At 34.2% G+C, this 21,060-nt stretch carries 21 protein-coding genes; 17 read left to right on the top strand and 4 right to left on the bottom strand.

Annotation, left to right across the window (positions count from 1 at the left end):
- Positions 1-128: 128 nt before the first annotated feature.
- Together ACIQ0M_RS08195 and ACIQ0M_RS08200 are read right to left on the bottom strand one after the other, a co-directional pair.
- Positions 129-803, bottom strand: a complete 675-nt coding sequence (locus ACIQ0M_RS08195; protein WP_396151364.1) for a hypothetical protein — start codon at positions 801-803, stop codon at positions 129-131.
- A gap of 10 nt (positions 804-813) precedes the next feature.
- Positions 814-4,248: a leucine--tRNA ligase gene (locus ACIQ0M_RS08200; protein WP_396151365.1), complete on the bottom strand. Its 3,435-nt coding sequence runs from the start codon at positions 4,246-4,248 to the stop codon at positions 814-816.
- A gap of 157 nt (positions 4,249-4,405) precedes the next feature.
- Between ACIQ0M_RS08200 and ACIQ0M_RS08205 the strand changes: the two genes are divergently transcribed.
- The 7 genes from ACIQ0M_RS08205 (at position 4,406) to ACIQ0M_RS08235 (ending at position 8,231) form a co-directional block, all read left to right on the top strand.
- Positions 4,406-5,281, top strand: a complete 876-nt coding sequence (locus ACIQ0M_RS08205) for a cell division protein FtsX (protein WP_396151366.1) — start codon at positions 4,406-4,408, stop codon at positions 5,279-5,281.
- 4 nt (positions 5,282-5,285) lie between these two features.
- The gene (locus ACIQ0M_RS08210; RefSeq protein ID WP_396151367.1) at positions 5,286-5,531 is read left to right on the top strand and encodes a DUF3098 domain-containing protein; all 246 of its coding nucleotides are present in this window, start codon (positions 5,286-5,288) and stop codon (positions 5,529-5,531) included.
- Positions 5,532-5,604: 73 nt separating this feature from the next.
- Positions 5,605-6,408 carry an undecaprenyl-diphosphate phosphatase gene (locus ACIQ0M_RS08215; RefSeq protein WP_396151368.1) on the top strand — a complete coding sequence of 268 codons (804 nt, stop codon included), beginning with the start codon at positions 5,605-5,607 and terminating at the stop codon, positions 6,406-6,408.
- Complete coding sequence (truB, locus tag ACIQ0M_RS08220) at positions 6,408-7,103, top strand: tRNA pseudouridine(55) synthase TruB (RefSeq protein ID WP_396151369.1); 696 nt, start codon at positions 6,408-6,410, stop codon at positions 7,101-7,103. Before ACIQ0M_RS08215 ends, truB begins: the two co-directional genes overlap by 1 nt.
- 44 nt (positions 7,104-7,147) lie before the next feature.
- The gene (locus tag ACIQ0M_RS08225; RefSeq protein WP_396151370.1) at positions 7,148-7,312 is read left to right on the top strand and encodes a hypothetical protein; all 165 of its coding nucleotides are present in this window, start codon (positions 7,148-7,150) and stop codon (positions 7,310-7,312) included.
- Positions 7,288-7,611: a type II toxin-antitoxin system RelE/ParE family toxin gene (locus tag ACIQ0M_RS08230; protein WP_396151371.1), complete on the top strand. Its 324-nt coding sequence runs from the start codon at positions 7,288-7,290 to the stop codon at positions 7,609-7,611. Before ACIQ0M_RS08225 ends, ACIQ0M_RS08230 begins: the two co-directional genes overlap by 25 nt.
- Positions 7,608-8,231: a YiiX/YebB-like N1pC/P60 family cysteine hydrolase gene (locus ACIQ0M_RS08235; protein ID WP_396151372.1), complete on the top strand. Its 624-nt coding sequence runs from the start codon at positions 7,608-7,610 to the stop codon at positions 8,229-8,231. Before ACIQ0M_RS08230 ends, ACIQ0M_RS08235 begins: the two co-directional genes overlap by 4 nt.
- Here ACIQ0M_RS08235 and ACIQ0M_RS08240 read toward each other — a convergent pair.
- Complete coding sequence (locus tag ACIQ0M_RS08240; RefSeq protein ID WP_396151373.1) at positions 8,223-8,837, bottom strand: thioredoxin family protein; 615 nt, start codon at positions 8,835-8,837, stop codon at positions 8,223-8,225. The genes ACIQ0M_RS08235 and ACIQ0M_RS08240 overlap by 9 nt on opposite strands.
- Before the next feature lie 100 nt (positions 8,838-8,937).
- Between ACIQ0M_RS08240 and ACIQ0M_RS08245 the strand changes: the two genes are divergently transcribed.
- The 10 genes from ACIQ0M_RS08245 to ACIQ0M_RS08290 all read left to right on the top strand — a co-directional run bounded on the left by ACIQ0M_RS08245 (position 8,938) and on the right by ACIQ0M_RS08290 (position 20,337).
- A complete protein-coding gene (locus ACIQ0M_RS08245) occupies positions 8,938-9,591 on the top strand; it encodes a patatin-like phospholipase family protein (protein ID WP_396151374.1) in 654 nt (217 codons plus the stop codon).
- The gene (locus tag ACIQ0M_RS08250; RefSeq protein WP_396151375.1) at positions 9,561-9,725 is read left to right on the top strand and encodes a DUF6363 domain-containing protein; all 165 of its coding nucleotides are present in this window, start codon (positions 9,561-9,563) and stop codon (positions 9,723-9,725) included. Before ACIQ0M_RS08245 ends, ACIQ0M_RS08250 begins: the two co-directional genes overlap by 31 nt.
- A gap of 66 nt (positions 9,726-9,791) precedes the next feature.
- Entirely contained in the window at positions 9,792-10,499 is a 708-nt protein-coding gene (pyrH, locus tag ACIQ0M_RS08255; protein WP_396151376.1) for a UMP kinase, read from the top strand.
- Positions 10,500-10,542: 43 nt separating this feature from the next.
- Positions 10,543-11,106: a ribosome recycling factor gene (gene frr / locus ACIQ0M_RS08260; protein ID WP_396151377.1), complete on the top strand. Its 564-nt coding sequence runs from the start codon at positions 10,543-10,545 to the stop codon at positions 11,104-11,106.
- Positions 11,107-11,179: 73 nt separating this feature from the next.
- On the top strand, positions 11,180-13,660 hold the full coding sequence (locus tag ACIQ0M_RS08265) for a DUF5686 family protein (RefSeq protein WP_396151378.1): 2,481 nt from the start codon (positions 11,180-11,182) through the stop codon (positions 13,658-13,660).
- Between the two features lie 91 nt (positions 13,661-13,751).
- On the top strand, positions 13,752-16,163 hold the full coding sequence (locus ACIQ0M_RS08270; RefSeq protein ID WP_396151379.1) for an RND family transporter: 2,412 nt from the start codon (positions 13,752-13,754) through the stop codon (positions 16,161-16,163).
- A 48-nt stretch (positions 16,164-16,211) separates the two neighbouring features.
- Positions 16,212-17,660, top strand: coding sequence for an asparagine--tRNA ligase (asnS, locus tag ACIQ0M_RS08275; protein WP_396151380.1), 1,449 nt, complete (start codon positions 16,212-16,214; stop codon positions 17,658-17,660).
- A 74-nt stretch (positions 17,661-17,734) separates the two neighbouring features.
- Positions 17,735-18,157, top strand: coding sequence for a GxxExxY protein (locus ACIQ0M_RS08280; protein WP_396151381.1), 423 nt, complete (start codon positions 17,735-17,737; stop codon positions 18,155-18,157).
- A 105-nt stretch (positions 18,158-18,262) separates the two neighbouring features.
- Complete coding sequence (gene rpoN, locus ACIQ0M_RS08285) at positions 18,263-19,726, top strand: RNA polymerase factor sigma-54 (RefSeq protein WP_396151382.1); 1,464 nt, start codon at positions 18,263-18,265, stop codon at positions 19,724-19,726.
- Between the two features lie 5 nt (positions 19,727-19,731).
- Entirely contained in the window at positions 19,732-20,337 is a 606-nt protein-coding gene (locus ACIQ0M_RS08290) for a hypothetical protein (protein WP_396151383.1), read from the top strand.
- Here the strand turns inward: ACIQ0M_RS08290 and ACIQ0M_RS08295 are convergent.
- Complete coding sequence (locus ACIQ0M_RS08295) at positions 20,332-21,018, bottom strand: porin family protein (RefSeq protein WP_396151384.1); 687 nt, start codon at positions 21,016-21,018, stop codon at positions 20,332-20,334. The two genes, ACIQ0M_RS08290 and ACIQ0M_RS08295, sit on opposite strands and share 6 nt — an antisense overlap.
- Positions 21,019-21,060 lie beyond the last annotated feature (42 nt).

Here is a 21,060-nt window from a genome sequence, read left to right on the forward strand (position 1 = left end):
CTTTAAAATGAAGTCTACAAGCTTCTTCACTTCCAAAATTTGCCGTAAAACTGAATAAATTCATCGCTTTTTTTTATCAAATATAAGGCTTTTTATTTAATTATGGGTAATTGCGGACAATCAAAAACTTACAAACAGAAAATCACATTCATAACAAACTGATTTAAGTTTTTTTCATAAATAACATTTTGTAACTTTAATGCATCGCTATGCCAAGGTTTGTTATTGATTGAAAATTCGTAAGCAAATGTAATTTTTGTTTGTTGGAAATTTCTTCCGGTTTCTTTTATTTTAAACGAAATCGATGGCCCAATAAACCCTTTTTCCAAATACAACGTAAACTGATTTCCGTTTAAATTCGGATTTAAATTATCAAAATCCAACACATAATCGGTGTAAAAAACGGACAATTTTCGCTTTGCATAACTAATATTAAAACCTGTTCCTATTTCAAAATCTTTGAATACTTGAAAAACATAATGAGCTCTCAATTTCACTCCGTTTGAAATAACTCTTGTTTTGGTTGTTTCATTGCTTTTTCCAGAAGCAAAAAGTTCATAACCCAAATCAATATCCACATTATCATTATAAAAAATTATTCCGGCTGTGGCATTAATATCTACCGGAACAATGGTTTGAATATTGTTTTGGGATAGAAATTTATTTATTTCATAGGTGTTTACAAAAGAAGCACCCGCTCCTACAAATAATTTAAAATGGTCTTTTTCAACATACTTCAATGTATCTTGAGCATTCAAAAACATTGCATTTAAAAGAAAAAATAAAGAAACTAGTTGTTTCATCTGTACGCTTTTATCCAACCAAATTGATAATTTTCCCCGGAACAATAATTACTTTATTGGGTGTTCTTCCTTGCAATTGTGCTTGTGTACGTTCGTCTGCCATTACAATTTCTTCAATTTGAGCAGCCGTTAAATCTAACGGTAATTTGATGGTAAAACGCATTTTTCCATTGAAGGAAACCGGATATTCTTTTTCAGATTCTACTAAATATTTCTCTTCAAAAATAGGGAAAGCAACGGTTGAAACCGAACCTTCATGACCCAATTGACTCCATAATTCTTCAGCAATATGCGGAGCATACGGCGAAACTAAAATGGCCAACGGTTCTAAGATTTTTCGGTGGTTGCATTTCAATTGAGCCAACTCGTTCAAGCAAATCATAAACTGTGAAACCGAAGTATTGAACGAGAAATTCTCGATATCCTCTGTTACTTTTTTAATGGTTTTATGTAAAGATTTGTACATTTCTGCCGTTGGCTCCTCATTGGTTACGATTAAACCGTTATCGTCAAAATACAAACGCCATAATTTTTTCAAGAAACCTGAAACTCCGGTAATTCCGGCGGTATTCCAAGGTTTTGCTTGTTCTAATGGACCGAGGAACATTTCGTATAAACGTAAGGTGTCTGCTCCATATTGGTTGCAAATGTCGTCGGGATTAACGACGTTGTATTTGGATTTGGACATTTTTTCGACTTCAGAATCTGCAAATAGATCAATTCCATCTACAAATTCAGCATTCCCAAAAAATGATTCATACATTTCCCAATTTTTCAATATTTCAATATTAACAAGCCAATTAGAATTAACACAATCAATAGGTATATTTATATGTCTGGAAAACTTAAAATTAATACCATTATATTTTGACAACTCATCAACATCAATTTTGTTTTTTGAAAGTGAAAGAACTTTATCTAAAAAAACACTAAAAAGTTTTTCATTGCCAGTTTCAGTAATTAAATCAAACATATTGGAAGAATGAATAATATCTTTTGACAATTCAATGACTATGGACGTTTCATCATTATTAGAAATTTCAAATTTATCAGCTAAAAAAACTTTAGCACTCATCCCCAAAATCATTCCCTGATTAATCAATTTTTTAAACGGTTCTTCGGGTGTGATGAATCCGCGGTCTTTTAGAAATTTATTCCAAAAACGAGAGTACAACAAATGTCCGGTAGCGTGTTCGCTTCCACCAATGTATAAATCTACATTTTCCCAATAGTTCAAGGCCTCTTGGCCGGCAAATTCGTTTTCGTTGTGAGCATCCATATACCGCATCCAATACCAAGAACTTCCTGCCCAACCCGGCATCGTGTTTAATTCTAATGGGAAAACGGTTTTGTCATCAATTAACTGATTACTAACCACTGCACACTGAACACTATCCCACGCCCAATGCGTTGCATTTCCTAACGGTGGTTGTCCGTCTTCGGTAGGTAAATATTTCTCTACCTCAGGCAAGATGATGGGTAAATATTTTGCATCAATCATTTGCGGTAAACCATTCACATAATACACTGGAAACGGTTCGCCCCAATAACGTTGACGGGAGAAAACCGCATCACGCAAACGGTAATTGGTTTTACCTTTTCCTTGACCGATTTTTTCTAAGGCTTCGATGGCTTTTTTGGTGGCTTCTTTATAATCCAATCCGTTTAAGAAATCGGAATTTACTAATTCAAATCCTCCTTTTTCGGCAAAAGCGGCTTCTGAAATATCTTGGTTGAAAATATTTTTAATTTCGGGCATTCCTTGAGTCCCTTTAAAGAAATTGGCAAACGCATAATCGCGTTCATCGCCACATGGAACAGCCATTACAGCTCCTGTTCCATAACCGGCCAACACATAATCGCCAATCCAAACCGGAATCGGTTCTTTCGTAAACGGATGTTCAGCATACGCTCCTGTAAAAACACCGGAAATGGTTTTTACATCTGCCATTCGCTCGCGTTCAGAACGTTTTGATGTTGCTTCCACATAGGCTTCGACGGCTGCTTTTTGTTTGGGAGTGGTAATTTGCGAAACTAAGTCGTGTTCAGGGGCGAGGGTCATAAAGGTCACGCCAAAGATGGTGTCGGGGCGGGTTGTGAACACCTCTATTTCCACCCCCCGGCCCCCTCCAAAGGAGGGGGAGACGGAACGGTAACTTTCACGCAGTTCAAGCGTTTCTTTGATTTTATTCAAAACAATACTGATATGATGTTTTACTTCATCATTTGTAAAGCGAATTACTTTGAAAAAATATTTTTGCTCTAATTCTAATGTGCGTTCTGTATCTAAAGCTTGTTGTTCAGGTGTATTGTGATATTCACCATCTACCTCAACAATTAATTTTTTTTCTAAACAAACAAAATCTGCAATATATTTTCCGATTAAATGTTGTCTTCTAAATCTAACGCCAAGCTTCTCTTTTCTTAATTCTTCCCACAATAGAGCTTCTGTGAATGTGGGTTCTTTTCTCATTTCAACCGCATGAGGCAATAAATCCTTAGCTAATAAAGGATCACCGGTCATATATCCCGGCTCGCCTCCCCCTCCTTTGGAGGGGGTTGGGGGGAGGACATTAAACTTTACAGACGCTCCGACTGATTTTCCAATCCAATTTCTTTGTGATTCTTTAATAGATTCGCTCCAATCAATCGAGTCTAAACCTTGCAACAAACGTTCGGCATAGGCAGAAATTCGCATACTCCATTGTGTCATTTTTTTACGAATTACGGGATGACCACCGCGTTCAGAAACACCGTTCACAATTTCGTCGTTCGCTAAAACGGTTCCTAAAGCAGGACACCAGTTTACTTCGGTTTCAGCTAAATACGTTAAACGATAATTTAATAAAATCTCTTGTTTTTTTTCTGATGAAAACGCATTCCATTCGGCAGCTGAAAAAAGTTCTATGTTATCATCACATACCAAATCAACGTTGGCATTTCCTTCTGCTTCAAATACTTTTATAAGTTCAGAAATTGGAAATGCTTTATCGGCTTGTTTACAATAATACGATTCAAACAATTGAATAAAAATCCATTGCGTCCATTTGTAATACTCCGGATTGGAGGTGCGAACTTCTCTACTCCAATCGAATGAAAAACCGATTTTATCTAATTGCTCACGGTAACGAGCGATATTTTCTTTAGTTGTTTTTTCAGGATGTTGTCCGGTTTGAATGGCATATTGCTCCGCCGGAAGTCCAAACGAATCATAGCCTTGCGGATGCAAAACATTAAAACCTTTATGTCTTTTGTAGCGAGCCACGATATCTGAAGCAATATAACCCAGTGGATGACCCACGTGCAAACCGGCACCGGAGGGATACGGAAACATATCCAGTACGTAATATTTTGGTTTGTCGGAGTTATTTTCTGCGGCAAATGTTTGATTTTTGGCCCAATATTCTTGCCATTTGGCTTCGATTTGTTCGTGGAAGTATTTCATTTTTTTGAGATGCTGAGTTTCTGAGGTGCTAAGTTGCTGAGTTTTTTCAATTGTAAAGGGCAAATTTACGTTTATTGTACTAAACTCAAAACTTTCAACGTTATAAACTGTGGTTTAACCAATTTCTTTTTTAATTTTACGGCTTAAATTAATTTCTATGGCATCATCTTACGAAAAGTATCAAAGAAGACGACTCATTTCCTCCTATTTTTCAGTAGTATTAAGTGTTTTTTTAGTACTTTTTTTGTTGGGTTTGTTGAGTCTATTTGTGATTAATTCTAAAAAACTATCTGATGATTTCAAGGAAGAAATTCCAATGTCGGTTTATTTTAAAGATGCAGCCAACGATAGTATACTGAAAGCTTTTGGCGAAAAACTGAAAGCTTCAGCTTTTGTAAAAACAGATACTTTTGTATCAAAAGAAACTGCCGCTTCTAAACACAAAGATATTATTGGCGAAGATTTTATGCAGTTTTTAGGATTCAATCCGTTGCAAAATTCATATGATATTCATCTCAAAGCCGATTTTGTTCAAGGGGATAGCATTAAAAAAATTGAACAGGATTTCAAACAAAATAAAATGATTTCCGATATCGTTTACGACAAACATTTGGTAGATTTGGTCAACGATAATGTGAAAAAAATTACGTTTTGGATGTTGATAATTGCCGGATTTTTGGCATTAATTGCAGTGCTTTTAATCAATAGTTCTATGCGGTTATCCATTTATTCTAACCGATTTATCATCAAAACCATGCAAATGGTGGGTGCGACCAAATCGTTTATTCGCAAACCTTTTATCATGCGAAGCATTAAACTAGGAATTGTAGGTGCTTTATTGGCTATATTGGGGATTATTGGTGTATTATTTTACATCGATAGTAATTTTCCTAAATTGGGAATTTTAGAAAACCAATTGATGATTGGTGCCGTTTTATTAGGCGTATTGGTATTGGGAATCTTAATTTCCTGGTTTAGTACTTTCTTTGCTACTCAAAAATTCTTGAACCTCAGAACAGACGATTTATACTAAAAACATGAGCAATAAAAACGAACAAAAACAGGAATTTCTTTTTGAAAAAGTAAATTATAAAATTCTATTAATTGGTATTGCCATTATTACCTTGGGTTTTATTTTGATGAGTGGCGGCGGTAGTGATGACCCAAAAGTTTTTAGTGAAGCGATTTTTGATGCCAGAAGAATAAAAGTAGCTCCAACAGTAGTTTTGGCCGGATTTGGGGTAGTGATTTATGCTATTTTAAAAAACCCTAAAAAGGGTTAAAAGATTTTTAGATTATTAGATTTTTAGATAATCTGATAATCCAAGAATCTAACAATCTAAAAATCTACTTCCAATGGATTTATTACACGCAATACTTATCGCCATAATTGAAGGTTTAACCGAATATCTTCCGGTTTCTTCAACAGCTCACATGATTTTTACAAGTTCCTTTTTTGGGATTCAAGAAGATGATTTTGTTAAATTATTTCAAGTTTCCATTCAATTTGGAGCCATTTTAGCTGTTGTCTTTTTGTATTGGCGAAAGTTTTTCAACTTCTCTAAATTTAATTTTTATATCAAATTAGCCGCAGCAGTGGTTCCGGCATTGGTTTTAGGAAAATTATTTGATGACAAAATAGATGCAGTTTTAGGAAATCCAATTCCGATTGCAATAGTTTTAATTTTAGGAGGAGTCGTTTTACTTTTTATTGATAAAAAATTTCAAAACCCTACAGTTGTAACTGAAGAAGAAATTACCCTCAAGAAAGCGGTAACCATTGGCTTTTGGCAATGTTTAGCTATGATGCCAGGAACCAGTAGAAGTGCCGCTTCAATCATTGGTGGCATGCAACAAGGTTTAACGCGTGCTGTGGCAGCTGAGTTTTCATTTTTCTTAGCTGTACCAACCATGTTGGCCGTAACCGTTTATTCCTTATTCTTAAAAACCTACGAAGTAAGTCAGCTCAAAGGATACGAACTCCTTTCAGAAGGCAATAATTTCAAATTCTTTTTAATCGGAAACGCTATTGCTTTTGTGGTGGCTGTTTTGGCTATCAAATTGTTTATTGAAGTCATCAAAAAATACGGATTTAAACCGTGGGGTTACTATCGTATTATAGTTGGTGTGCTTTTATTGATTTATTTTTCTGTAAACTAATGACAGCTGAAGAAATTCTGGAAGGACAAGTGCTTTTGATAGATAAACCCTTGAAATGGTCCTCGTTTCAGGCGGTTAATAAACTCAAGTACGCCTTGATTCGTCATTTGGGACTTTCTAAAAAATTTAAAATTGGTCATGCCGGAACACTAGATCCTTTGGCTACAGGTTTGTTAATCGTTTGTACCGGAAAATTCACCAAACGCATCACCGAAATTCAAGGTCAAGCTAAAGAATATACGGGAACATTTCTTTTGGGAGCCACTACTCCATCGTATGATTTGGAAACTGAAGTTGATGAAACTTTTCCGATAAATCATATTGATGAAACATTAATTCAGAATATTTTACCGCAATTTATTGGCGAAATTGATCAAAAACCACCTGTTTTTTCAGCCATCAAAAAAGACGGAATTCGGATGTACGAACACGCTCGTGCCGGTACAGAAATGGAAATGAAAAGTAGAAAAACCACCATTCACGAATTTGAAATTACACGAATTGATATACCTGAAATTGACTTTAGAGTGGTTTGCAGCAAAGGAACTTATATTCGTTCGTTAGCTCATGATTTCGGAAAAGCTCTTAATTCAGGTGCTCATTTAACAGTTTTACGACGCACAAAAATTGGTGATTATTCAGTTGAAAATGCCGTTTCTCCGGATGATTTTGAATCCAATTTATCGAATAAGTAAGAAGCATTTATTTTTTTCATATCTTTACTATTCAATTCATAGCCATGAAAACTTCAAAAGATAAATCTAAAAATTTAGCCACTCCAGGCAAACCGATGTCACAGGACGAATTTGTCTCGCTTATTAAAGAAGCAGAAGATGGTGAATTTATGACTTTAGAAGAATCTAAACGAAAATTTAACGAATGGAGATTACAAAGAAAAAAGTAATTACTTCCACTCCGTTTGACACTGTAGATTTACTTGATATTTACGAATATGGAGAAGCTACTTTTGGTCAAAAATTAGCTGATAGTTTTATTGATGAAATTTATCGATTACTTGACAACCTCGAAACCCAATACCTACTTCATCCAGAATGTCGTCATTTGGAAACCAAAACCAAAATGTACCGAAATATCATATTAGGTTCTTATCGCATTCGAGCAAACAAAATAGAAGTATTACGAGCTTTTCATGGAAGTCGTTCACCCAAAATCATCAAACAAGTTAGAAAAATAAAACCATGATTCGCAATTCACTTTTCACTACTTTTCTTTTTGTATCCTTTTTTGTTTTTGGACAGACCTCAAAATTAAAAAACGGCGATTTACTGTTTCAAAAAATGAATTGTGGCGAATTGTGTGATGCCATTCATGCCGTAACAGAAGGTTTTGACGGCAATGATTTTAGTCATTTAGGATTAGTTGTCATCGAAAACGACACTGTTTTCATCATCGAAGCAGCCGGAAATGCCGTCCGAAAAGTAACGTTGGAACAGTTTTCAAAGAACACGCAAACGACTATGTATATTGGAAGAGTAAAATCGAAATACAAAAAACTGATTCCGCAAGTGATTTCATTTTCTAAACAACAAATCGGAATTCCGTATGATGATGATTACTTATACGATAACGGAAAATATTATTGTTCTGAATTGATTTACGATGCTTTTTTAAAAGCTTACGGAAAACCTTTTTTTGAATTGCAACCGATGACATTCAAGCAACCCAATACAAATGAATTTTTCCCTGCTTGGATAGATTATTATCAAAACCTAAAAATAGAAATTCCAGAGGGAGAATTGGGATGTAATCCGGGCGGAATTTCTACTTCTAAAAAAATAAAAATTGTTGGAAAATTAAACTAATTGCTTTTCTAGTTTTTCAACCAAAGCCATAATTTCATTTTGTGTACTTAGACCTTTATCGTGCAAATACCATTTTTGTAAGTTAGTTTTGGCCGTTTCATCCACAACGCCATGTTGAGCTTTGTAGTCTAAAATTAAATTTTTAGCTCCTTCGGGTCGTGGTCCCCAATCAATTAAAACGGTCAAGGTTTCTGCATCCAAAATCAATAATTTTGGAATGGCTTTTCCACCATTGGTCAAAAACTGATTCATCAATTTTTCATTTTCGTCTCGAAGAACAATTCGTAAATCAATTTTTTTCGAAAGTTCAGCCATTTTATGAATGATTGGTAACAGTTGAGCTGCATCGCCGCACCAACCTTCCGAGATAACTATCCATGTGTAATTGGCTTGTAGATTACTTAAACTAGTTTTAACTTCATCAGAAATTTGAATAGTTTTTTCTAAACGATTCATACGAACTTCGTTCAGTTCGCTATATTTTGTTAGGCTTTCCGATTGTTCATTTCCGGTTGATTTTCCTTCTTTCAATAAATCGGCAACTTGCTTACGATAATCAGCATAAGTAAAACTTTTTGCTAAACTTTTTTTTATAATCTCTTGCATGAATTGTAATTTTACAATGCAAAAATAGAATTTATTTTGCTTTTACACTGTAACGTTTGTAACAGTTACTATTTAACTGTAATTTTGGAACTATATGGATATGAAATCAAAAAATATAGGTTTAGTTCTTTCCGGCGGCGGATCAAAAGGATTAGCCCATGCCGGGGTATTGCAATTTCTTGAAGAGCAACACATCAAACCTAACCAAATCGCCGGAAGTAGTGCTGGTTCTATTGTTGCGGCGTTGTATAGTTTTGGCAAAACACCTCAAGAAATTTTATCTTTTTTTCAATCCATTTATTTCTTTCATTGGAAGCATTTCACCTTTTCAAAAGCCGGAATTATTGATAGCGAGTCGTTTAAAAAATATTTTAGTGATATTTTTGAAGAACAAACGTTAGGTGATTTAGCTATTCCCATTCACATCACAGCTACGGATATGGTGAAAGGAAAAATTAAAATCTTTGACAAAGACACTAAAATTGTTGATGCCATTTTAGCCTCTAGTGCATTTCCGGGAATAATTTCTCCTTATGTAATTGAGGAAAATTGGTATAGTGATGGTGGGATTCTAAATCATTTTCCCACCGATATTTTGCAAGGAAGATGTGACTTTATTATTGGTGTATATGTGAGTCCGATTCAAAAAATCGAAGCAAAAGATTTGAATTCCATTAAAGCCGTTACTTCCAGAGCATTTGATTTGTTACGGCCAACACAACGATGCAAAAATTTAATCTGTGTGATTGGGTAATTGAACCGGAAGAATTATCAAATTACAGCACATTTGAAACGAACAAAGTTAAAATGGAAGCCATTTACCAACTTGGTTATGAAGCGGCAAAAAATTCTTTTCAAGATTTTCAGTCATTGATTGAAAATAGATAAACTACACTGTTTTTTATATTGATAAAATCAATAATTCTTTATATTTGCACCACAAAAATCTATTCGATGAAATATAAAAGAATACTTCTAAAACTAAGTGGAGAAGCTTTAATGGGTGAACGTCAATATGGCATCGACCCTAAAAGATTAGCAGAATATGCTCAAGAAATTAAACAAATTCACGATCAAGGAGTAGAAATTGCCATCGTGATTGGTGGGGGAAATATTTTTAGAGGTGTAGCCGGAGCAAGCAACGGAATGGACAGAGTGCAAGGCGATTATATGGGAATGCTTGCTACTGTAATCAACGGAATGGCATTGCAAGGAGCCTTAGAAGAAGCCGGAATGTTAACTCGTTTGCAAACCGCATTAAAAATTGAAGCGATTGCAGAACCGTATATCAAAAGAAGAGCTGTTCGCCATTTAGAAAAAGGAAGAATTGTAATTTTTGGAGCAGGAACAGGGAATCCTTACTTTACAACAGATACTGCGGCCGTTTTAAGAGGTGTTGAAGTAGGAGCCGATGTTATTTTGAAAGGAACTCGCGTAGATGGTGTGTATAATGCCGATCCAGAAAAGCACAAAGATGCCGTAAAATTTGATTATATTTCGTTTGAAGATGTATTGAGTAAAGGATTAAATGTGATGGATACCACTGCATTTACGCTAAGTCAGGAAAATAAATTGCCTATAATTGTATTTGATATGAATAAACCGGGCAATTTATTGAAAGTATGTAATGGAGAAACCATTGGAACAACCGTTACGATTTAATTTAGGTTTTTGAATAATAGATTACGATTAAAAATATACTATCATGACAGAAGAAATAGATTTTATCATTGATACCGCAAAAGAGCACATGGATGGTTCGATTGCTCATTTGGAAAAAGAATTTTTAAATATTAGAGCCGGAAAAGCAACACCTCAAATGTTAGGTGGCGTTTTTGTAGATTATTACGGTTCGCAAACACCGCTTTCGCAAGTGGCCAATATTAATGTACCGGATGCAAGAACCATTACGGTTACTCCTTGGGAAAAAAGTATGTTACATCCGATTGAAAAAGCCATTATGATTGCCAATTTAGGTTTTAATCCGATGAATAATGGTGATAATATCATCATTTCTGTACCACCATTAACTGAAGAACGCCGCAGAGATTTAGTAAAACAAGCTAAATCAGAAGCAGAAGACGCCAAAATTGGAATTAGAAACGCTCGTAAAGATGCGAATACCGACATCAAAAAAGAGGAAAAAAACGGTACTTCAGAGGATATTTGTAAATCTGCTGAAGAAAGCATTCAAAAATTAACTGATGCATATATCAAAAAAATAGATGATATTTTAGCCGTTAAAGAAGCTGAAATCATGAAAGTATAAATCGAAATCCACTTGAAAAAGTGGATTTTTTGTTTTAATCAAGTACATTTGTGATTCGCATTTTTTATAACTCATGAAGTACCTCGCTTTTCTTTTTCTTTTTTGCTCATTTTGTGTTCAAGCACAATTTCGAGTAACAGGAATTATTAAAGACGAAAGTACCAAAAAACCACTACCGTTTGCCACTATTCAATCTTCATCAGGAAGAATAACCATTGCTGATGTTACCGGACAATTTGAATTCATCAGTTCAACGGCGGGTGAAAAAATGGTTGTTTCATATTTCAATTTTAGTAGTAAAGAATTCATAATTGACAAAACTGCCAGCTATTCTGTTTTTCTTCAGTCTAAAAGGAAACTTTCTGATAATGAATTAAATCAAAATCAAAAGAACGCTGAATCATTTTTGAATAAAGTTTACCAATCAATTGGATTGAACAATCCCAAGAAAGCCCTTTCAACCTTTCAATACAAAGGCTATAACAAGATTGTGGTCACAGCACATCCGGATTCTATAAGAGGGAAAATTGATACCATCAAAAAATTTCGTAAAATCAAAATTGACTCCACAGATTTTAAATTCCAAAAACTGATTCGAAAACAACATTTATTTGTTACTGAAAAAGTCTCGTTATTTCAATTTAGCAATGAAAAATTCAAAGAAACGGTTTTAGCCTCGCAGATGTCGGGTTTTAAAAGTCCGATTTATGAAGTGATTGGTTTTAACCTTCAATCTTCCTCTGTTTATGAACCACGCTATGAATTATTGGAAACAAAATATGTAAATCCTATTTCCAAGGCGGGTCTTCGAGATTATGAATTTGAAATAATAGACACCATTTCACTTACTAACCGACAAACCGTTCTGGTATATTTTAAAAACAAAAAACAAATTAACAAAAAAGGATTGGAGGGATTGCTTTTCATTGATCAGGAAAATTTTGCTGTAGCCAAAGCTATCATGCGTGTTCGAGGAATTATCGATTTAACTGCGGTACATGAGTTTGAATATCTACCTAATGAAAAAATATGGTTCCCTACTGTTTATGAACTGAAAATTATAAAAGGGAAAAATGATGACCCTATTAAAATCTTAGGCGGAACCATTGAATTTGAAGGAGAATATGATGAATTGGGCACGAAACGTGAAAAAGCCGCATCTGATTATTCCTATTTGCAATCCAAAACAGTTTATTATGATCGTGAAATAAATAGTCCTTTTACAATTGCAAGAAATTCCGTGGCCATCGAAATTGATGAGGATGTTGCCAAAAAAGACACCACTTTTTGGATAAAAAACAGAAAAGAACGCTTTACCAAAAGAGACCGTAACACCATTGCTGTGAAAGACAGTTTAGCTTTTTTTAAGGGAATAAATGCCAAGCTTTTTTTTGGCAGAAAAATTATTAACGGTTATGTTCCGGTTGGCTTTTTTGACTTTGATTTAAGGTATTTAATGAGCTATAACAATTATGAAGGTTTCCGATTTGGAGTAGGAGGAATAACCAACGAGCGATTTTCTAAAAATTACAAATTGGATGGATATCTTGCTTATGGTTTAAAAGATGATGAATTAAAATATCACCTTGGAGCTTCTACGCGAGTGGGAAATTTTTCAAACACTTGGGCCGGTCTTTCCTATACTGATGATGTACAAGAGATTGGTAGTACTAAATTCAACATCGATAAGCGAGTTTTTAAAATTTATGATCCTCGCCCAATTAACGTGAGTACATTTTATCATCATCAAACGTGGAAAGGCTATGTGGAAACTAATTTTTTACCCAAAACGGAAAGCATTTGGCAATTGAACCATTCCGAAATAGAACCTTTGTTTAATTATGCTTTTTTTGATGGCGAAAAATTATACAATCGTTATACCATGACAACCGCATCTGTTTCGATTCAGTGGAATCCTTTCAGCGATTATATGCATACGCCAAGTGGGAAAATTGAAATTGAAAAGCGATATCCCAAATTTACTTTTCAGTTTACAGAGTCACTACCGGATTTTTTAGGTAATGATTTTCAGTTTGGAAAAATTGATGCACGAGCTGAATATGAAAAGCAATTTATAAACGGTCAAAAATCAACGGTTTTAATTCAAGCTGGATATGCACACGGTGATGTTCCCTTGACGCATCTATACAACAACTCTCCAAACAATTTAGATCGGGAGGTGCTTTTACAACGTTTAACGGTGGCCGGTAAAAACAGCTTTGAAACCATGCGTTTCAATGAATTTTTCTCCAGTCAATATGTGATGCTTCACTTTAAACACGGATTTAAACGAGTGGAACTATTTAAAAAAGTAAAACCTTCTTTAGTTTTGGTGAGTCGAATGGCTTGGGGTAACATGAAAAAGCCTGAACAACATGTTGGGTTGAATTATAAAACCATTAGCGAAGGCTATTTTGAGTCTGGTATCGAATTAAACCAAATTTTTAGTGGCTTGGGTCTAGCCGGATTTTATCGTTATGGACCTAATCAGTTAAGTCGATTTGAAGATAACATTGCCATTAAATTAACTTTTCAACTTGATTTAGGGCTATAATAAAAACGCTTTATTTTTAAAGATTAAATTATACTTAAACCCATCGATTTAGTATTGATTTCATTACCTTTGCATCCGTTAAAATTATCGTATGGCTAAATGGTTTAGCGTAGGTTTTTGGGAATCGATTGCCCGAATAATCCTTAGAAACAGAATCACAATTCTTTCCATCGTTTTTCTATTGACTGTGTTTTTGGCACTGCAATGGAAACACATGCGTTTTACTTATACAGAAGCGAATCTTTTACCAGATCATCATGAAGTAAACGAACAATACAATCAATTTCTAGACAAATTTGGTGAGGAAGGAAATCTAATTATCATCGGAATTCAAGATTCAACTTTTTTTACCCCAAAACAATTTGGTGCCTGGAACACTTTAATGACTAACTTAAAAAAATCAAAGGAAGTTGATTTGATTATTTCTGTAGATGATTTAAAAAAACTTAATAAAAACGAAGCCTTAGAAACGTTTGAATTGGTAAATTTAATTGATACTACTAAAATAAAAGACGCTAAATACTTACTTGACAAACGAGAAGAACTTTTTGAACGGCTACCGTTTTATGAACATTTGTTATTCAGTAAAAAAGCAGGAACGATAAGAACTGCAATTTATTTAGACAAGAAAATTGTAAATACAAGTATTCGTAAAGATTTTGTAGTTAAAAATTTGATTCCGCAAATAGAAGCGTTTGAAAAAGAAACCAATATCGATTTAAAAGTATCCGGAATGCCATATATCCGGACACTCAATTCGCAAAATATTGTGGATGAAATCGGCATTTTTATTGGAGCAGCACTATTGGTTACTTCATTAATTTTCTTTTTCTTTTTCCGAAGTTTTAGGGCAACCTTCATCTCCATGTGTGTGGTAATTATTGGTGTAATGTGGGCTTTTGGAACGTTAGGTTTATTAGGATTTGAAATCACGGTTTTAACGGCTATCATTCCGCCATTAATCATCGTCATCGGAATTCCAAATTGTATCTTCTTAATTAATAAATACCAGCAGGAAGTTAAAAAGCACGGGAATCAGGCCAAATCATTACAACGTGTTATTTCAAAAGTTGGGAATGCAACTTTGATGACGAATTTGACTACTGCCGCCGGTTTTGCTACCTTTATCGTAACGGACAGTGAATTACTGACAGAGTTTGGAATCATTGCTTCTATCAATGTCACTTTATTATTTATTCTTTGTTTGTTGATTATTCCAATTATTTACAGCTTTATGCCTTTGCCAAAGGATAAACATTTGGAGCATCTTGACAAAACCTACACCAGAACATTTGTAAATTGGGTTGAAAGAACAGTAAAAAACAGAAGTATTTCTATTTACATTACTTCCATTATCCTTCTTGTTGTGAGCATCATAGGAATATATCAGATGAAAATTTCCGGTAGTTTGATTGAAGACATGCCAAAAAAAACGGGTTTCTTTCAAGATATTTTATTCTTTGAAAAAGAATTCGACGGTGTAATGCCGTTGGAAATCATGATTGATACCAAACGAAAAAAAGGTGTTATGAAACTTTCTACATTGCGAAAAATGGAAGAAGTGCAAGAAATAATCAGTGAAATTCCGGAACTTTCGCAACCCATGTCAATTGTAAATGTGGTAAAATATTCGAAGCAAGCCTACTACAATGGAAATCCCGATTATTATGAATTACCAACCGCTCAGGAACAAGGATTCATTTTAAGCTATGCTAAAAATGCAACCCGAAACAGCAAAGAAAATTTCATGAAAAGCTATGTGGATTCCACAGGTCAATATGCCAGAATCACCACTTTTATGAAAGACATCGGCACTGATAAAATGGAAAAAATAGAAGAAAAACTGTGGGATAAAATCAATAAAGTTTTTCCACCGGATCGATATACTGTAACAATGACAGGAAAAGCATTGGTTTTTCAAAAGGGGACTAATTATTTGGTAGACAACTTGGTAATGTCACTTTTGTTTGCCATTTTTTTGATTTCACTTTTTATGGCCTATTTGTTTCGTTCGTTTAAAATGGTACTAATATCTTTAATCCCAAACTTGTTGCCATTACTTATAACCGCCGGTTTGATGGGTTATTTAGGTGTTCCGATAAAACCTTCAACCATTTTAGTATTTAGTATTGCTTTTGGAATCTCGGTTGATGACACAATACATTTCTTAGCCAAATACCGCCAAGAATTGCAAGCTAATAATTGGAAAATTCGTAAATCTGTGTTTAATGCTTTGCGAGAAACCGGCGTGAGTATGTTCTATACTTCCATTGTTCTATTCTTTGGTTTTTCAGTATTTATGATATCCAGTTTTGGGGGAACAGTTGCTTTGGGTGGATTGGTTTCGGCAACATTACTTTTTGCTATGTTATCCAATTTATTATTGTTGCCGGCATTATTGTTATCATTAGAAAAAACAATTGCCAATCAAGAAGAATTTCTTCAACCCACTATTGATATTTTGGTGGAAGAAGATGACAAAGAAACTCAATCCAAATCGTAGTCAAAAAAATTATAATCTAGTATATTTGCATAGTAAACTTAAAACAAAATGAAGAAGCATACGAAAGTTAACGAATTACTAACTGCCACACCTGTTTTAACCGAAGTAACCGTTAAAGGTTGGGTTAGAACATTTAGAAACAATCAATTTATTGCTTTAAATGATGGTTCTACCATTAATAATATCCAATGTGTCGTAGATTTTGAAAATACACCGGAAGAAACCTTAAAAAGAATCACTACCGGAGCAGCCGTTTCGCTAGCCGGAACTTTGACTGAAAGCAAAGGAGCAGGTCAAAAAGTAGAAGTTCAAGTATCAAAAATTGAAATTCTAGGCGATTCAGATGCTGAAAAATATCCGATGCAACCTAAAAAACATTCGTTAGAATTTTTAAGAGAAAATGCTCATCTTCGTGTGCGAACCAATGCATTTGGGGCGATTATGCGAGTGCGTTCTACATTATCATTTGCAGTACATCAGTATTTTCAAGAAAGAGGTTTTTACTATGTAAACACACCTATTATTACCGGTTCTGATGCTGAAGGTGCCGGTGAAATGTTCAAAGTAACCGCACTTCCATTCGATAACACACCAAGAACGGAGGAAGGAAAAGTAAACTATAAAGAAGATTTTTTTGGTAAAGAAACTAATCTAACCGTTTCCGGACAATTGGAAGCTGAAACCTATGCAATGGCGTTAGGGCAAGTTTATACATTTGGACCAACATTTAGAGCCGAAAATTCAAACACATCTCGTCATTTAGCCGAGTTTTGGATGATTGAACCGGAAGTAGCTTTCAATGAGTTGGCAGATAACATGGATTTGGCAGAAGATTTTATCAAATATGTGATTAAATATACTGTTGACAAGCACGAAGATGACTTGAAGTTTTTGGAGCAACGTTTGTTAGACGAAGAAAAAAACAAACCACAAGCGGAACGCAGCGAAATGAGTTTGTTGGAAAAATTAAATTTTGTGTTAGAAAATAATTTCAAACGTGTAACTTATACTGAAGCGATTGATATTTTAAGAAATTCAAAACCAAATAAGAATAAAAAATTCCAGTATTTAATTGAAGAATGGGGTGCCGATTTACAAAGTGAGCACGAACGCTTTTTAGTTGAAAAACACTTTAAATGTCCCGTAATTTTATACGATTATCCGGCAAAAATTAAAGCGTTTTATATGCGTTTGAATGACAATACAGAGCCAGGAAAGGAAACCGTTCGAGCAATGGACATCTTATTCCCAGGAATTGGTGAGATTGTTGGAGGATCACAAAGAGAAGAACGTCATGATGTTTTGGTTGAAAAAATGAAAGCATTAGGAATTGATGAAGAAGAATTATGGTGGTATTTGGATACGCGTCGTTTTGGAACAGCAGTTCACTCCGGTTTTGGTTTAGGTTTTGAACGATTAGTGCTTTTTGTAACCGGAATGACTAATATTCGTGATGTAATTCCGTTTCCGAGAACACCACAAAATGCAGAGTTCTAAATTTGTTTCAAGTTTCAAGTTATTGTAAGTGCAGCAACTAAAAACCTTAAACTTTCAAACAAAAGTTTTTTTATTTGCCACGAGGAAAAGAAGTCACGAAGATTATGATTACCGACGAAGAAGAAAGAATAGCCAAAATTATTGTTAACTCAGCCTATCAAGTTCATAAAAAACTTGGGCCAGGTTTATTAGAAAAAATTTATGAATCTTGTTTAGCTTATGAATTAGAAAAAGCAGGATTGAAAGTCAAAAGACAAGTTGATTTGCCAATTATTTATGATGAATTATATTTTGATGAAGGTTTACGCCTTGATTTATATGTTGAAGAGTCAATCATCATTGAAATAAAAGCAGTTGATATTGTAAATCCTATTTGGAAAGCACAATTGATAAGTCATTTAAAATTAACACAAAATCAATTAGGCTTTTTAATTAATTTTAATGTTCCTTTGATAAAAGAAGGCATTAAAAGATATATTTACACAAAGAATTACTAAATTATTATAGTTACAATGAGCTTTGTGCCTTCAAAAAAATTAAAGAAAAATACTTGGTGACTTTGTGGCAAAAATTTCAGAGTGAAGTAGTAAAAGAATATAAAAATGTTAAAACAAAATCTACAGTTCAAATTATCTCAAAAATTATCTCCGCAACAAATTCAGTTGATGAAGTTGATTCAATTGCCAACACAGGCTTTTGAACAACGATTGAAAGAGGAAATGAATGAAAATCCGGCTTTGGAAGGCGGAAAAGAGGAAGATGAATATGCAGATGAATTTGAAAAAGAAGAATTCGACGATTACGAAGAGGATGAATACGATCGAATTGATGCAGAAGACATTAATATTGATGAATACCTAAGCGACGACGAAACTCCTGAATATAAACTCCAAGCCAATAATTACAGCGATGATGACGAAGACCGTGAAACGCCTTTTGCTGCACCGGTTACTTTTCATCAGGATTTGATAAATCAGCTTAATACTTTTATTCTTTCGGAAGAAGATAGAGAAATTGCTGAGTTTTTGGTGGGAAGTATCGATGATATGGGTTATATCCGTCGATCTGTCGCCGATATTGTAGATGATTTAGCGTTTACACAAGGTATTTATACTGATGAAGAATCGGTTGAACGCATTTTACATATTGTTCACGAATTAGAACCTTCGGGGGTGGGTGCTCGCGACCTGCAAGAGTGTTTGTTGTTGCAACTTAAACACAAAACACCCTCAGAATTTGTAGATTTGGCGATTGATATTATAGAAAATCAGTTTGAACAATTTACAAAAAAACACTATGATAAACTGCTTCATAAATATGGTGTTTCGCAAGAACAGCTTAAAAAAGCAATTGAAGAAATTGAAAAGTTAAATCCCAAACCGGGCGGAGCTTTTACCGGAAACAACAAAATGATTGAACATGTTGTCCCCGATTTCACTATTCGAATTGTTGAAGGGGAACTTGAACTTTTATTAAATGGAAGAAATGCACCCGAGCTTCATGTTTCCAAAGATTACCAAGATATGTTGCGAACGTATAAAGATTCTCGTGACAAATCGAATGCACAAAAAGATGCGGTTCAGTTTATTAAACAAAAATTAGATTCGGCTAAATGGTTTATTGATGCCATTAGACAGCGACAAGAAACGTTATTTGTCACGATGAATGCCATTATGCACTATCAGCAAGAATATTTTTTAGAAGGTGATGAAACCAAGCTTCGTCCGATGATTTTGAAAGACATTGCCGATATGATTGGTTTAGATATTTCTACTGTTTCTCGGGTTGCCAATAGTAAATATGTGGAAACTCCTTATGGAACAAAACTCATCAAAGAATTTTTTTCAGAAGCCATGAAGAATGACCAAGGAGAAGATGTATCTACGTTAGAAATAAAAAAGATTCTTCAAAATGTGATTGAGGAAGAAGATAAACAGAGACCACTTCCGGATGATCAATTGGCTGAAATTTTAAAGGAAAAAGGTTATCCCATTGCCCGAAGAACTGTTGCCAAATACCGTGAACAATTGGATATCCCGGTTGCTCGAATGCGGAAAAAAATATAATTTTTTTGAAAAAAATTCTCCCCATATTCTCCTATCTTTTTCATCCGCTTTTTATATCGGTTTATGCGGCGGCTTTCTTTTTTATTTTATTTTGGGATTTCTTTGTCATGCAAGAAATCTATTTATATATGATTCAGATTGTAATCATTACCGTATTGATTCCAATTTCGTTGTTTTATCTTCTCTTGTCTCTGGGAAAAGTAGACTCCATTATGATTGCTCAACTTTCACAACGAAAAATTCCATTGACAGTAAATTGTATTTTGTTATTGATTCTTACTCAAAAAAGTATTACAATTGACAGAATTCCTGAATTATATTTTTTCTTTTTTGGAGCTTTTTGGAGCACAATTTTAGCCATTATTTTTCTTTTCCTAAAAGTAAAAGCAAGCTTACATATGCTTGGAATAGCTGCATTGACATTTTTTATTATTGGTTTAAGTTCTAAAGTAGAAGTATCTTTACTTTACACAATTGCAACTTTCATTACCATCAACGGATTTGTTGCTTCTTCACGATTACACATGAAAGCTCACACATTATTTGAATTATTCGTAGGATTCTTTTGTGGAGCAATTCCCCAATTTTGCTTGTGGTATTTCTGGTTATAAGATGTAAAATTGTAAACCTAAATTTAGGGTACTTAACTCCATAGGTCTCCCGTCAAACTTTGCCTCTGATTTAAAGATGGTATTGAAACCATAGTAGGCATAAAAATTCCAAGTATTATATCCAGTTGCCAGATAAACACCATATTGAAATTCATTGAATTGTTTATTATTGTTGATTTTTAAATCGCCAGTGTTTGATATAAACCGAGAATCATTGAAAATCATATAACTCAATTTAAAACCGGTATATAATCTAAAAAACTTATGGCTTTCCGGTGTTGAGGTACGCCATCTAAACTCAATAGGTAAATCAACATTGATGAATGAAAATTGATTTTTTTTAAATGAAATATCACGGTCTATTACCGAATAAGTGAAGTTATTATTCAAGTTAGAAATAAGCAAATTTTGATTATATGCTTGGTATGCCAAGCCAAATCCGGCTGCAACAGCAAAGGTTCTACTCTTATTTATTGGCATATCCCGTAGAAATCCAAAATGAAGTCCGGTTGAAAACCCATCTTGTGAAACCCCTCGCGGTCTATTTTGCAGTACATTATAGGTTACTCCAAAATAGAATTGGTCTTCACGGTATAATGAATCTATTTTTTTTTCAAAATACAGCGTATCTTGTGCAAATAGTGAGCATGAAAAGAAAAGCATAAAAATAGTTACTTTCATAAAAATCAAATCTGAATATAAAATTACAAAAAAAGCCACGCA

The sequence above is a fragment of the Flavobacterium sp. genome, from assembly GCF_044339515.1.
In the GTDB taxonomy this organism is placed as follows: Bacteria; Bacteroidota; Bacteroidia; order Flavobacteriales; family Flavobacteriaceae; genus Flavobacterium.

Bases quoted from the DNA above. Each gene is read 5' to 3' on its own strand.
- ACIQ0M_RS08195 (WP_396151364.1), bottom strand. From the start codon at position 803: ATGAAACAACTAGTTTCTTTATTTTTTCTTTTAAATGCAATGTTTTTG.
- ACIQ0M_RS08200 (WP_396151365.1), bottom strand. From the start codon at position 4,248: ATGAAATACTTCCACGAACAAATCGAAGCCAAATGGCAAGAATATTGG.
- ACIQ0M_RS08205 (WP_396151366.1), top strand. From the start codon at position 4,406: ATGGCATCATCTTACGAAAAGTATCAAAGAAGACGACTCATTTCCTCC.
- ACIQ0M_RS08210 (WP_396151367.1), top strand. From the start codon at position 5,286: ATGAGCAATAAAAACGAACAAAAACAGGAATTTCTTTTTGAAAAAGTA.
- ACIQ0M_RS08215 (WP_396151368.1), top strand. From the start codon at position 5,605: ATGGATTTATTACACGCAATACTTATCGCCATAATTGAAGGTTTAACC.
- truB (WP_396151369.1), top strand. From the start codon at position 6,408: ATGACAGCTGAAGAAATTCTGGAAGGACAAGTGCTTTTGATAGATAAA.
- ACIQ0M_RS08225 (WP_396151370.1), top strand. From the start codon at position 7,148: ATGAAAACTTCAAAAGATAAATCTAAAAATTTAGCCACTCCAGGCAAA.
- ACIQ0M_RS08230 (WP_396151371.1), top strand. From the start codon at position 7,288: ATGGAGATTACAAAGAAAAAAGTAATTACTTCCACTCCGTTTGACACT.
- ACIQ0M_RS08235 (WP_396151372.1), top strand. From the start codon at position 7,608: ATGATTCGCAATTCACTTTTCACTACTTTTCTTTTTGTATCCTTTTTT.
- ACIQ0M_RS08240 (WP_396151373.1), bottom strand. From the start codon at position 8,837: ATGCAAGAGATTATAAAAAAAAGTTTAGCAAAAAGTTTTACTTATGCT.
- ACIQ0M_RS08245 (WP_396151374.1), top strand. From the start codon at position 8,938: ATGAAATCAAAAAATATAGGTTTAGTTCTTTCCGGCGGCGGATCAAAA.
- ACIQ0M_RS08250 (WP_396151375.1), top strand. From the start codon at position 9,561: ATGCAAAAATTTAATCTGTGTGATTGGGTAATTGAACCGGAAGAATTA.
- pyrH (WP_396151376.1), top strand. From the start codon at position 9,792: ATGAAATATAAAAGAATACTTCTAAAACTAAGTGGAGAAGCTTTAATG.
- frr (WP_396151377.1), top strand. From the start codon at position 10,543: ATGACAGAAGAAATAGATTTTATCATTGATACCGCAAAAGAGCACATG.
- ACIQ0M_RS08265 (WP_396151378.1), top strand. From the start codon at position 11,180: ATGAAGTACCTCGCTTTTCTTTTTCTTTTTTGCTCATTTTGTGTTCAA.
- ACIQ0M_RS08270 (WP_396151379.1), top strand. From the start codon at position 13,752: ATGGCTAAATGGTTTAGCGTAGGTTTTTGGGAATCGATTGCCCGAATA.
- asnS (WP_396151380.1), top strand. From the start codon at position 16,212: ATGAAGAAGCATACGAAAGTTAACGAATTACTAACTGCCACACCTGTT.
- rpoN (WP_396151382.1), top strand. From the start codon at position 18,263: ATGTTAAAACAAAATCTACAGTTCAAATTATCTCAAAAATTATCTCCG.
- ACIQ0M_RS08295 (WP_396151384.1), bottom strand. From the start codon at position 21,018: ATGAAAGTAACTATTTTTATGCTTTTCTTTTCATGCTCACTATTTGCA.